This window comes from Marinobacter alkaliphilus, from assembly GCF_055394375.1.
Genome location: NZ_AP043751.1, coordinates 3076350 through 3088844 on the forward strand (window position 1 = coordinate 3076350; position 12495 = coordinate 3088844).

The 12495-nt window shown below is 57.4% G+C and carries 10 protein-coding genes; 7 read left to right on the plus strand and 3 right to left on the minus strand.

The genetic code is table 11. The annotated features are described in order from the left end of the window. Nucleotides 1–11: 11 nt before the first annotated feature. The gene (locus ACZ5Q2_RS14090; protein ID WP_061332822.1) at nt 12–815 is read right to left on the minus strand and encodes a class I SAM-dependent methyltransferase; all 804 of its coding nucleotides are present in this window, start codon (nt 813–815) and stop codon (nt 12–14) included. A 112-nt stretch (nt 816–927) separates the two neighbouring features. On the opposite strand from ACZ5Q2_RS14090, the gene gloB reads away from it, so the two are divergent. From gloB to ACZ5Q2_RS14125, 7 genes are all read left to right on the plus strand, one after another. Continuing rightward, nucleotides 928–1722, plus strand: coding sequence for a hydroxyacylglutathione hydrolase (gene gloB, locus ACZ5Q2_RS14095; RefSeq protein WP_061332820.1), 795 nt, complete (start codon nt 928–930; stop codon nt 1720–1722). Nucleotides 1723–1885: 163 nt separating this feature from the next. After that, a complete protein-coding gene (locus ACZ5Q2_RS14100) occupies nt 1886–3628 on the plus strand; it encodes a LysM peptidoglycan-binding domain-containing protein (RefSeq protein WP_061332818.1) in 1743 nt (580 codons plus the stop codon). 12 nt (nt 3629–3640) lie between these two features. Further along, the gene (locus tag ACZ5Q2_RS14105) at nt 3641–5476 is read left to right on the plus strand and encodes an extracellular solute-binding protein (protein ID WP_230713922.1); all 1836 of its coding nucleotides are present in this window, start codon (nt 3641–3643) and stop codon (nt 5474–5476) included. Between the two features lie 46 nt (nt 5477–5522). Further along, a complete protein-coding gene (locus ACZ5Q2_RS14110) occupies nt 5523–6608 on the plus strand; it encodes a microcin C ABC transporter permease YejB (RefSeq protein WP_061331160.1) in 1086 nt (361 codons plus the stop codon). A gap of 2 nt (nt 6609–6610) precedes the next feature. Then, on the plus strand, nt 6611–7633 hold the full coding sequence (locus ACZ5Q2_RS14115) for an ABC transporter permease (RefSeq protein WP_061331159.1): 1023 nt from the start codon (nt 6611–6613) through the stop codon (nt 7631–7633). A gap of 1 nt (nt 7634) precedes the next feature. Further along, a complete protein-coding gene (locus ACZ5Q2_RS14120) occupies nt 7635–9233 on the plus strand; it encodes an ABC transporter ATP-binding protein (protein ID WP_061331158.1) in 1599 nt (532 codons plus the stop codon). Between the two features lie 68 nt (nt 9234–9301). Then, nucleotides 9302–10087 (plus strand): enoyl-ACP reductase FabI, encoded by a 786-nt coding sequence (locus ACZ5Q2_RS14125; RefSeq protein ID WP_061331157.1) that lies wholly within the window; start codon nt 9302–9304, stop codon nt 10085–10087. 52 nt (nt 10088–10139) lie between these two features. On the opposite strand, the gene ACZ5Q2_RS14130 is transcribed toward ACZ5Q2_RS14125, so the two are convergent. After that, nucleotides 10140–10544 carry a PilZ domain-containing protein gene (locus ACZ5Q2_RS14130; protein WP_061331156.1) on the minus strand — a complete coding sequence of 135 codons (405 nt, stop codon included), beginning with the start codon at nt 10542–10544 and terminating at the stop codon, nt 10140–10142. A 9-nt stretch (nt 10545–10553) separates the two neighbouring features. Continuing rightward, nucleotides 10554–12290 carry a DUF1631 family protein gene (locus ACZ5Q2_RS14135; protein WP_227510075.1) on the minus strand — a complete coding sequence of 579 codons (1737 nt, stop codon included), beginning with the start codon at nt 12288–12290 and terminating at the stop codon, nt 10554–10556. Nucleotides 12291–12495 lie beyond the last annotated feature (205 nt).

Sequence of the window (12495 nt, forward strand, 5' to 3'; positions counted from 1 at the left end):
CTCCCAATTATTCATTGATTCTCTGTCGCGCCAGCGCTCTGGCTTGAACACCCCCGCGAGGCACCCACCGTGCCGGGCATCGAGATCACTTTGCTCTTGCGCCAGGGCGCCCGCCTGCGGATGGGGGCGTACACACGCTTGCGGGCAAGGATACAGTAATACGCGCCGACCGGCAGGAAATGACCGTTCTCATTCAGGGTACGGTGATTCCTGGTGGTGTAGCCTTCCTTTCTCTGAACCGGCAGGGTGCAAAAATGGGTGCAGGAAGTCTCAAGCTCAAAGCCGAGCAGCTGGAGCCAATCCTCCATCCGTGAACGCATCAGGAAGCGCCCTCCCCAGGGCCCTTGATGATGTCTTGAAAGCAGACGCCTGACACCCCAAAGGCTCAGTGGATTGAATCCAATCAGCGCAATACGCCCCTCGCCCCTCAACACCCGGGCCGATTCCCGTAATACCTCGTGGGGATCCGGGGAGAAATCCGCTGTGTGGTGCAGTATCACCAGATCCATGGAGTCCCCTGGAAACGGCAGTTCGTCAGCATCACACACTGCTACACCATCCGGCATCTGCGGGTGCCAGCCAGGCGTGGTGATGATTTTCTGGACGAAGTCGGCGCCGCTGGCAAGCGGCAGCCTGTGGCTTAGCCCCACCTGCAGTTGCCGGGCCCCGGCCAGGCCTTCGAATGCATGATCAAGTACCCGGCGCTGGCTGGCCAGCAACGATCTGCCAAGCGGAGTCTGGAACCAGCGCTCGAAACTCTCATGCCTTTGTGAGTAGTCCACCGCCCCTGAGGCGCCCAATCTGAATCTCTGCATTAACCGGATTCCCCTGCACCGCCTTTTGTTCCCGGCTCACGAACGACCCTTGGGATAGAAACGGCGTTGGACTATCATAACAGCCACATCCAAAGAGCACATGGGGTCATGCATGTTCGATATCCAGGCCATTCCTGCGTTTTCCGACAACTATATCTGGTGCCTCTGCGACCGGTCATCCGGCAAAGCGCTGGTGGTAGACCCTGGGCAGGCCCAGCCGGTGGAAGACTACCTGGAAAGTCAGCAGCTGGTTCTGGATACCATACTGGTCACCCACCACCACCCCGACCACACCGGCGGCATCGCCAGCCTGGCAAAGACCTTTCCGGATGTTCGCATAACGGGCCCGGAGGATTCCCCCTTCAAGGGCACCACCAACCCGATCCATCCCGGTGACGAAGTGGTCTGGCAAGGCCTGACCTTCGAGGTCATGGCGGTACCGGGCCACACTCTCGACCATGTTGCCTACTACTCGGAAACTGAGATTAATGATCGCCCTGTGCTGTTCTGCGGCGACACGCTCTTCGTTTGCGGCTGCGGGAGGCTGTTCGAGGGCAAACCCGAGCAGATGCGACAGTCTCTCGAGTCGTTGCGCGCCCTGCCCGATCAGACCGGGGTTTACTGTGCACACGAATACACCCTGGCCAATCTCAGGTTTGCCCGCAGCTGGTTGCCAGACGACAAAGCCCTCGAGCAGTTTGAGCAGGACTGTCAGGCCAGGAGGAACCGTGGTGAGCCGACCGTACCCTCCAGTATTGGCGCAGAAAAAACCCTGAACCCGTTTATGCGCTGGGACCAGCCGGAAGTGATCGAAAGTGCCCGGCAATATGCTGCAAGGCAGGGTTTGCCATGCGATTCAGCGGATGCGGTGTTCGCGGCCATTCGACACGGCAAGGACCATTTCTGAGCTGTTAATGGTTGAGTTCTTAACATTTCTTCTCACAGCCGTAACATCAGCCGTATTGACCCCCGGAAAAGGGCTCCCATAGAATCCAAGCCTGTTTGTTACCGTAACTCATTAATGTGCCGGGTTTCTGTCCATACCCGGCCAATACCCGGAAGCTGTGTTTATGTCGGTGAAACGATTGTCTTACGTGCTGATTGCCAGCACCCTCCTCTCAGGCTGCAGCACCAGTCAGGTTCTTGAAAACTGGCACACACCGTCAGCCTGGTTTGGTGAAGACAACCACACCGCAGACAGCAACCCCCTGGATTCTGACGAAGTCGTGGTTGCGCAGGGCGACGAGGGTCTAAAGAAATCGGTTGCGTCCGGAAACGGTGACCAGGCCAGCGATGCACCGCTGGACGACGCCATCGCCCCCGAACTGCGCAAGCAAGCCAGGGAAGCACGGGAGAAGCTGGATAACCCCCGTAGCAGCCAGGACGTTGCCACTTCGGAGTCCGATTTATGGGACCGGCTTCGGGCCGGATTCCAGATGGACCACTCCGTTGACAACGCCCGGGTTCAGGCACAGCTGGACTGGTATGCCCGCCACCCCCGCTACATTGACCGGGTGGTTGAACGTGGCTCCCGATACCTCTACCACATCCTGGAAGAAACCGAAAAGCGGGGTCTACCCAACGAACTTGCACTGCTACCCATTGTTGAAAGTGCCTTTGACCCCTTCGCCTATTCACACGGGCGGGCTGCGGGCTTGTGGCAGTTCATCCCGTCAACCGGCAAGTATTTCGGATTGACTCAAAGCTGGTGGCACGATGACCGCCGGGACGTGATTGCGGCAACCGATGCAGCCCTTACCTACCTTGACCGCCTGGCCAACCGGTTTGATGGCGACTACACCCTGGCCCTGGCTGCCTACAACGCAGGTGGCGGCACAGTATCCAGCTCCATTCGCCGTAACCGCAACGCCGGTAAGTCCACAGACTACTGGTCGCTCAGCCTGCCCACCGAGACCCGACACTACGTACCCAAACTGATCGCGCTGGCAAAGATCTTTGACGACCCTCAAGCCTATGGCATTGAACTGCCGGCCCTGAAGAACGAGCCATTTTTCGAGGTCGTCGACACCGGCTCTCAGCTCGACCTCGCCCAGGCGGCTGAGCTTGCCGGTATCGAAATCAACGAAATCTATCTGCTGAACCCCTCCTACAATCGCTGGGCCACCAACCCGGATGGGCCTCATCGGTTGCTGGTTCCGGTTGAGAAAGCCGACGGTTTCCGGACCGCACTTGCCAGGTTCCCAAACGAACAGCGGGTGTCCTGGCAAAACTACCGGGTGCAGAAAGGCGATAGCCTGAACACCATTGCCCGGAAGTTTTCGACAACACCGTCCGTCATCCAGCAGGTTAACAAGCTGAACAGCGATCTCATCCGCATCGGCCAGCAGCTACTGATCCCCTCGGCCACCAAGGGTTCGGAAACCTACGCCTTGAGTCAGAACCAGAGGCTTCAACGCACACAGGAGCGGCAACGGGATGGCAACAAGGTTAATTACACGGTCCGCCGTGGCGATACCTTCTGGGACATCGCCCGGGAACATCGGGTTTCGGTACGGGAAGTGGCGGCCTGGAACGGTATGGCGCCGGGCGACCCGCTGATCCCAGGCAAACAACTGGTGATCTGGTCTAAAACCGCACAACCCACCAAGAATGTTGCCAGTAGCCAGCGGGACAGCGCCATGGTTCGCAAGGTGGGATATCGCGTGCGCCAGGGTGACTCGCTGTCTGCCATTGCAAGCCGCTTCTCGGTGAATGTGCGGGATATCGCATCATGGAACGATCTTAATACCAACCGTTATCTGCAACCCGGCCAAAGTCTGGTACTCTACGTGGACATAAGAAACAGCCCATAACGTGCGAGAGCCATGACAAAAACACGGAAAGCACCTCATCTGACCCTGCCTGGACTGATCACATCCCTGGCCTTGATGGCCACTCCGTTTTTTTCCTTTGCTGACGATCACCATGAAAACGGGCTAGCGCCCGTGCATGGGATCGCCATGCACGGTGAGTTGAAGTACCCGGAAGGCTTCAGCCACTTCGATTACGTCAATCCTGAAGCCCCAAAGGGCGGCACCCTGAAGCTGTCCGTGGTATCCAACGGCTTCGATAGCTTCAACCCGTTTGTGATTCGGGGCGTGGCAGCCGCCGGCGTCAGCACCTACGTCTATGACACACTGATGGAATCATCCTCGGATGAGCCGTTCTCCGAGTATGGCTTAATTGCCGAGAGCGTGGAGTTTCCCGAGGACCGCCGATATGTGATCTTTAATTTGCGGGAAGAAGCCAGGTTTCAGGATGGCACCCCGATCACCGCCAAAGACGTCGAATTCTCGCACCGTATCCTGACCACCGAAGGACACCCCTTCTACCGCAACTACTATGCGGACGTGAGCAAGGTCACCGTTGAAGATAGCCATCGTATCCGATTCGATTTCGGTGACACCGAAAACCGTGAGCTGCCTCTGATCCTGGGGCAGATGCCCATCCTCCCAGCCCATTACTGGGAAGAGCGGGAGTTTGGTCGAAACGGTCTGGACGTTCCGGTGGGCAGTGGGCCCTACCGCATTGGTTCGTTCGATGCTGGGCGCTCTGTTACCTATGAGTTGGTTGAAGACTACTGGGCAAAAGACCTGCCTGTACGTGTGGGACGTTTCAATTTCCAGCGCATCCAGTACGAATACTACAACGATGACACGGTAGCGCTGGAAGCCTTCAAAGCAGGCAACTTCGACTTCCGCCAGGAAACCTCCGCAAAGAACTGGGCAACCGCCTACACCGGCCGGCGTTTCGAAGATGGCCGAATCGTTCGCGAGGCCATCCCTCATCAACGCCCAAGCGGTATGCAGGGTTTTGTCTTCAACACCCGAAAGCCGGTATTCAGTAACCCGAAGGTCCGCCAGGCCCTGGCTTACGGCTTTGACTTCCAGTGGGCTAACCGCAACTTGTTCTTTGACCAGTACACCCGAACCAACAGCTATTTCGAAAACAGTGAACTGGCCTCATCCGGTCTACCTCAAGGCCCTGAACTGGACATCCTTGAACGCTTCCGCGATCAGCTGAACCCGGAGGTCTTTACCCGCGAATACACTCCGCCTGACACCAGCGACAGCCGGTCCATGCGCGACAATCTGCGGGCAGCCATGGAACTGCTGAACGAGGCCGGCTACAGCATCCGTGGCGGCAAAATGGTGCATGAGGAAAGCGGCAAGCAACTGAGCTTTGAAGTGCTGCTGTTCCAGAAGAGTTTTGAACGTGTGGTACTGCCCTTTACCCGCAACCTGGAACGCCTGGGCATAGACGTCACCGTGCGCCTTGTTGACAGCAACCAGTACATTCAACGGGTGCGCAGCTTTGACTTCGACATGATCACCCAGGTGCTTCCGCAATCCGACTCCCCCGGCAACGAGCAGAGGGAATACTGGCACTCCAGCACCGCGGACGTATCCGGCTCCCGAAACTTCATGGGTGTTAACGACCCCGTGGTAGATCAGTTAGTCGACATGGTGATCCAGGCACCGGATCGGGAACAATTGGTGCACCGTGTGCGCGCCCTCGACCGGGTACTGCTGCACAGTCACTATGTGATTCCGCACTGGTACCTGACCAAAGACCGGGTAGCCTACTGGAACCATTTACAGCGACCTGAGGTCACACCGAAAAATGGTATCGACCTGAACAACTGGTGGATCAACCGCTGATCCACCGACTGTCACCAACGCTGTAATGAAAGGATTCCTCCCCTAAATGGGCATCTACATTCTCCGGCGGCTTGCTCTGATCATCCCCACACTGGTGGGGATTATGCTCCTCAATTTCATCATTGTTCAGGCCGCACCGGGCGGCCCGGTTGACCAGCTTATTGCCCAGATGGAAGGCCACGGCAGCAGTGCCCTGGCACGGGCGGGCGGTGGTGATACCGGTGGCGAAGTCGTCACCAGCTCCGGCGACAGCCGGGGTTCCCGGGGCCTGCCACCGGAATTGCTGAAAGAAATCGAGGTGATGTACGGTTTCGACAAGCCCGCCCATGAACGCTTCCTGAAGATGCTCAAGGATTACGCCACGTTCAATTTCGGCGAATCCTTTTTCCGGGACCGTACCGTCGTTGAGCTGATCATCGACAAGATGCCGGTTTCCATTTCCCTGGGGCTCTGGTCAACCCTGATCATTTACCTGATTTCCATCCCCCTGGGCATTCGCAAAGCGGTGTCAGATGGCTCCCGATTCGATGTCTGGACAAGCTCTGCCATCGTGGTGGGCTATGCCATTCCCGGCTTCCTGTTTGCTATTCTGTTGATCGTGTTGTTTGCCGGCGGCAGCTATTTCGACTGGTTCCCCCTCCGGGGCCTGACCTCTCCGAATTTCGATGAGCTCAACTGGTACCAGAAGATCGCTGATTACTTCTGGCACCTTGCCTTGCCGGTGACCGCCAATGTGATTGGCGGCTTTGCCACCCTTACCTTGCTCACCAAGAACTCGTTCCTGGATGAAATCGGTAAACAATACGTGGTGACGGCCCGTGCCAAGGGACTGGCAGAAAAACAGGTACTCTATGGCCATGTGTTCCGCAACGCCATGCTTATAGTGATCGCCAGCATGCCGGGTGTTCTGGTGTCCCTGTTCTTTACCGGGTCTTTGCTGATCGAAGTGATTTTCTCCCTGGACGGCCTTGGCCTGCTAGGCTTCGAGGCGGCTCTTAACCGGGATTACCCGGTGATTTTCGGCACTCTCTACATCTTCACGCTGATGGGTTTGATTCTGAAGCTGATCAGCGACATCACCTATGTGCTGGTAGATCCGCGCATCGATTTTGAAAGCCGGGAGGGCGCATAACCATGCCCCGACTGACTCCCATCCAACAGCGCCGACTGCGGAATTTCAGGAATAATCGCCGTGGTTTCTGGTCACTGTGGCTTTTCCTGGCCCTGTTCGGTCTTTCCCTGGTGGCAGAACTGATCGCCAACGACAAGCCACTGGTGGTCTCCTATCAGGGCGATGTCTATTTCCCGGTGGTACAGATGGTGCCGGAGGAAACCTTTGGCGGCTTTCTGCCCACGGAAACCGACTACCGGGATCGCTTCATCCGGGACGAAATAGAGGCCAACGGCTGGATACTCTGGCCGCCGATCAAGTTCAGCTACGACACCATCAACTATGAACTGAGCGTACCCTCGCCCGCGCCACCCAGCGCCGAACACTGGCTGGGGACCGACGACCAGGGCCGGGACGTGGCTGCCCGGGTCATCTACGGCTTCCGGATTTCCGTGGTTTTTGGCCTGACCCTGACCATCGCCAGCTGCATTGTCGGCGTGATCGTCGGTGCCATTCAGGGCTTTTACGGCGGCAAGGTGGACCTGTTCGGCCAGCGTTTTATCGAGATCTGGTCCGGCCTGCCAATGCTGTACTTGCTGATTATCCTCTCCGCCATTGTCCAGCCCAACTTCTGGTGGTTGCTGGGCATTATGTTGCTGTTCAGCTGGATGGGGCTGGTGGATGTGGTTCGTGCCGAATTCCTGCGGGCGAGAAACTTCGAATACGTAAAAGCGGCCCGGGCGCTCGGGTTGGGTAACCGGCACATCATGTTCCGGCACATTCTGCCGAACGCCATGGTGGCCACCCTCACCTTTTTGCCGTTTATCCTGACCGGGGCCATTACCGGGCTTACCTCGCTGGATTTCCTGGGCTTTGGCCTGCCATCCGGTTCACCATCCCTGGGGGAGCTGATTGCCCAGGGCAAGGCCAACCTCCATGCCCCCTGGCTGGGCATTTCTGCCTTTGTGTCCCTGTCGGTGATGCTGACGCTCCTGGTATTTGTAGGCGAAGCCGTACGAGATGCCTTTGACCCGAGAAAGAACTGATATGAGTGAGCTCCTGACCATCTCGGATCTGTCCATCCACTTTGATAACGGCCCGTTGGTCGTAGACAGCCTGTCGCTGCGGGTTCGCCTTGGGGAAACCCTGGCGCTGGTGGGCGAAAGCGGCTCTGGCAAATCGGTGTCGGCCCTGTCTGTTCTCAGGTTACTGGATGCCCGGCACGCCCGTTATCCATCTGGCAAGATTCTGTATCGTGGCGAAGACTTGCTGGGCGCAAACGATAGCAGGTTGAGGCAAATCCGCGGCCGGGAGATCAGCATGATCTTCCAGGAGCCCATGACCTCGCTCAACCCCTTACACACGGTTGAAAAGCAGATCACCGAAACTCTGGAGCTACACAAGGGCATGCGTGGCCCCCAGGCCCGAAAGCGTTGTATTGAACTGCTCGACCTGGTGGGCATTCCCGAGCCAGAGCGGCGCCTGAACAGCTACCCACACCAGCTGTCCGGTGGCCAGAAACAGAGGATCATGATCGCCATGGCCCTGGCCAACGAACCGGATCTGCTAATCGCTGACGAACCCACCACGGCTCTGGATGTGACCGTACAGAAACAAGTACTGGAGTTGCTGGAATCGCTGAAACAGAAACTCGGCATGGCCATTCTGATGATCACCCACGACCTGAGCATTGTCCGCCGCTATGCGGATAGAGTGGTGGTTATGGAACAGGGTCAATGCGTTGAGGAAGCCGCCACCGAGCAACTGTTCACCGCGCCTGCGCACCCCTATACCCGGAAGCTCATTGATGCGGAACCACCAGAAAACCCTCTCCCACCGACGGATGGTGGTAGAACACTGATGGAAGTCACGGGGCTGAATGTTCAGTTCCCCATTCGCAAGAACCTGCTGGGCAAGGTCAAGGAGAGTTTCCACGCGGTTCAGAACGTGAGTTTTGCCCTGCAACCAGGCGAGACACTGGGTATTGTCGGTGAAAGCGGCAGTGGCAAAACCACCATCGGACATGCGCTACTGAAGTTAACCGCCAGCACCGGGAGTATCCGGTTGGCGGGAACCGAACTTGGGCCTCTGTCCCAGAAGCAGTTCCGACCCTGGCGCAAGCGGGTCCAGATTGTCTTTCAGGATCCTTTCGGTAGTCTGAGCCCCCGGATGTCGGTGGCTGAAATTGTCCGTGAAGGGCTAGAGATACACGACACCAACGATGCCGAGCAACACGACGCCAGAGTGATTCAGGCACTGAAGGATGTGGGGCTGGACCCAGACGCCAGGCACCGTTACCCCCACGAATTTTCCGGCGGGCAGCGACAACGCATTGCCATCGCCCGGGCACTGGTGTTGCAGCCGGAACTGATCATTCTCGATGAGCCTACCTCCGCCCTGGACCGGACCGTCCAGAAGCAAGTGATTGAGCTTTTACGGGAAATTCAGGCCAGATATAAGCTAAGCTACATCTTTATCAGTCATGATCTGGCTGTCGTTCGGGCACTCAGCCACAAATTGCTGGTGCTGAAGAACGGCCAGATAGTGGAGTACGGGGCCGCTGAGGCTATTTTCCGGGCACCGAAACAGGACTACACCCGGGAACTGCTGACCGCGGCTTTCTTTTATCAGCCTACGACCAATTGACCGTTACCCCAGCCGACGCATGTCGGGGATAATGCGCTGAAACCAAGGAACACAGGGAGCAGATACCCATGGGAATCCTCAGTGGCAAGAAAGCACTGATTGTTGGTGTAGCCAGCAAACATTCCATCGCCTACGGCATCGCCGAGGCATTCGCCCGTGAAGGCGCTGAACTGGCCTTCACTTACCAGAACGAAAAGCTTCAGTCCCGGGTTGAGAAATTCGCGGATCAGTGGGGCAGTCAGCTGACGTTCCCCTGCGATGTGGCCAGTGACGAGCAGATTGACGCTGTGTTCACCGAGCTCAACAAACACTGGGATAACATCGACATCATTATTCACGCTGTTGGTTACGCGCCAGCGCATGAACTCGACGGTAACTATGTGGATGTGACCACCCGTGACGGTTTCCGTATCGCCCACGACATCAGCTCCTATAGCTTTGTCGCACTGGCCAAGGGCGCTCGCAAGATGATGCATGAGGGCAGCAGCCTGCTGACCTTGAGCTATCTCGGTGCGGAAAGGGTTCTGCAGAACTACAACGTCATGGGGCTTGCCAAGGCCTCACTGGAAGCCAACGTGCGCTACATGGCCGCCAGCCTTGGCCGGGAAGGTATCCGGGTAAACGGTATTTCCGCAGGCCCTATCAAGACTCTGGCTGCTTCCGGCATCAAGAGTTTCCGCCGAATGCTGGCCGAGAACGCCAAGCAGGCTCCCCTTCGCCGCAACGTCACCACTGAAGAAGTCGGTAACGCCGCAGCGTTCATGTCGTCCGATCTTGCCTCTGGTATTACTGGTGAGATTCTCTACGTGGATGGCGGCTTTAACATCACCGGGATGAGCGAACTGGAATCCTGATTGTCATCCTGTGAAGTCATCAAATAAGCCGGCTCCATGCCGGCTTATTTGTTCAACTCTCAGCAAGGGCTGTGGCAACCGCATCCATCCATTCCAGATAATCCGTCTCATCCGATTCCAGAATCTGGACACCCATCAGGTATTCCTGGCCCGTTTCACGGCACCACACAACCTCCACCATTAACCGAAACCGCTGCGTTTTGTGCCCAAGACTGATCTCCGCCATCAGCAACGAGTTCAGCACCAACGGCTCCGACGAGACAAGGCTCAGGCCCCTCGCCGAAATATCGCGAATCTGGCATTCAAGAGGAACGGCATCCTGTACCTCAACATCCGGTTCAGGTGACTCAAGCCACAGCCATGCCCGAGCCCTGGCGGTTAAACGATATTCCTCGCGATTGTCCTGCCCACCGGGTAACCCCTGGGAGCTTCCGAACTCGTAGTTATCATCAACCATAAGCCATCCTCAGTTACGGCCAACACGGATCCGGCCAACAACCCGGCTCAGGGTGTCGTCGAACTCTGCTGCACTCCCCAATATCCGGATGCGGCCTGATACAACCCCGGATACCAGCTCATCGTGTAGAAACTCACGGCGATTAAGCCCCAGACGGTCCACGAACACGAACTTCCGGGATGCAGAAATCTTGACCGCCAGTTTCAGCCTGGTCGGTTCCTCATCATCCTTCTGGGCGGCCAGTACAATCCAGCCTCCCAAACCAATACTATCCACCTGTTTGGCCGCCGCCAGCTCACGTTCTTTCTGGAGACGTTCGTGCTCCGCTTTCTCATCTTCCTGGCGCTGCCGTTCCACTTCGGCCCTCTGTTGCTCCAGGGCTGCCTGTTTTGCCTCTTCTTCGGCCTTTCTTGCGCGCTCGGCGGCTTCCTTCTCCTTTCGCAGTGCCTCTGCCCGAGCCCTCGCTTCCCGAGCCGCCTCTTCACGTTGCTTCTGTTGTTTCTCGCACACTTTGAACAACAGGTTCACGGTTTCCGAGAGCACCTCACCAAACGGTGTCGGAGCCGGTAAGGGCCGCAGGGTGTCGGCTTCAAGATCTGCCAGGAACAGCGCCCAGTCCTGCAGGCCGAGCTTGACGCCGGCGCCGTTGGTCCAGAGCACTTCCCCACTATCTTCGAGCAGCGCGAACAAATAACGCCTTTGCTCAGCGGCGCCCTCACCTTCGACAAACCAGCGGCCGATAAAGCCCTCGGCCTGTTGCGGGTCTACCGAAGCCAGCGATAGCCAACGGCTGTCCCAGGTCAGACTGGTGCCGCTACCCAGGGCAGGCTTGAGTTCCGGCACCTCGCCGCGGATACGCGCTACGATAACCGTCTGAATATCCGCCAAAGCGTTCTCCGGTAACCCCTGGCCGAGGGCCCGGGTCCACACATCCTGTATCCGGCCTCCTATCTGCTCGCCTACATGGTAAAGCCGGTTCCGGTCTCTGTCCGACAGTGCAGGATCACCAAGCCATACCAACCACTCGAGCAGTTTGTTGGCGTGTCGATACAGCTCACTGTCTGTGCCCTCGGACCAGACGCTCTGTTTGAGAACCTTGTACCAGTCCTCGATGATGAATCGACTGATGACCACCGGTAACTCACGCCCTGTCAGTGCCCTGCCGATCAGCGCGCGGGAAACCTGGTCGGCAAGACGCTGCCGCGAAGCACCACGCTCGGTCTCAAGAAGACGTTCACGCAACCGGCTGACCTGGTGCTCACCTTTCTCCCGGTCATCAAGCCATTGTTGACAATAGCTCTCCACCAGTTCGGGCTGGCCACTTTCAAAGCTGCCGGACACCGCGATAACCAGGCTGTCCAATTGGTCCAGCAACACCCTGGATGATCGCCCCCCGGTATCACTCCACCCCCGCCACTCCTGCAGGTTGTCCAACCAGTCAAGAACAACGTCGCTGAACACATTGGTTCCGCGGGTATCGAGCTGCCACGCCAGCCAGAACCGTAATCTGGCAATACGACTGACCAGGGCACGATGCAAACCACTGGTTTTCAGGAACACGTCCATTATCCGGTCAGACAGATAGGCTGCATTGACCTGGCGCACGGTCCATTCGATCTGCACCGACCGCAGAACGTCCGTTACCCGCTCGTCCCGTTGTTCCGTCCAACAGGAAAACAACAGCGGGCGCCAATCGGCATTGGACTCAGGTGACGATTTTCCGGCCGGATAGGGTAAATCCGGCACCCGGATACCCGAAAGAACCTGCGTAATCCTCTCTGAAACCACCTTTCGGGGGGAAGAGTCTGCTTGTGGTTTCCTGGCTGGCGGCGACATCCGTTACCTGTTGACTGGAAGCGTTGAAAAGGGTCTTCAAATAACGCAGTATAACCAACTCGCCGGGGTTTACAGCAACTGCAGACCGGCACCATTCGCGTTAATTATTAAACAC

Bases quoted from the DNA above. Each gene is read 5' to 3' on its own strand.
- ACZ5Q2_RS14110 (WP_061331160.1), top strand. From the start codon at position 5,523: ATGGGCATCTACATTCTCCGGCGGCTTGCTCTGATCATCCCCACACTG.
- ACZ5Q2_RS14105 (WP_230713922.1), top strand. From the start codon at position 3,641: ATGACAAAAACACGGAAAGCACCTCATCTGACCCTGCCTGGACTGATC.
- ACZ5Q2_RS14090 (WP_061332822.1), bottom strand. From the start codon at position 815: ATGCAGAGATTCAGATTGGGCGCCTCAGGGGCGGTGGACTACTCACAA.
- ACZ5Q2_RS14125 (WP_061331157.1), top strand. From the start codon at position 9,302: ATGGGAATCCTCAGTGGCAAGAAAGCACTGATTGTTGGTGTAGCCAGC.
- ACZ5Q2_RS14130 (WP_061331156.1), bottom strand. From the start codon at position 10,544: ATGGTTGATGATAACTACGAGTTCGGAAGCTCCCAGGGGTTACCCGGT.
- gloB (WP_061332820.1), top strand. From the start codon at position 928: ATGTTCGATATCCAGGCCATTCCTGCGTTTTCCGACAACTATATCTGG.
- ACZ5Q2_RS14115 (WP_061331159.1), top strand. From the start codon at position 6,611: ATGCCCCGACTGACTCCCATCCAACAGCGCCGACTGCGGAATTTCAGG.
- ACZ5Q2_RS14120 (WP_061331158.1), top strand. From the start codon at position 7,635: ATGAGTGAGCTCCTGACCATCTCGGATCTGTCCATCCACTTTGATAAC.
- ACZ5Q2_RS14100 (WP_061332818.1), top strand. From the start codon at position 1,886: ATGTCGGTGAAACGATTGTCTTACGTGCTGATTGCCAGCACCCTCCTC.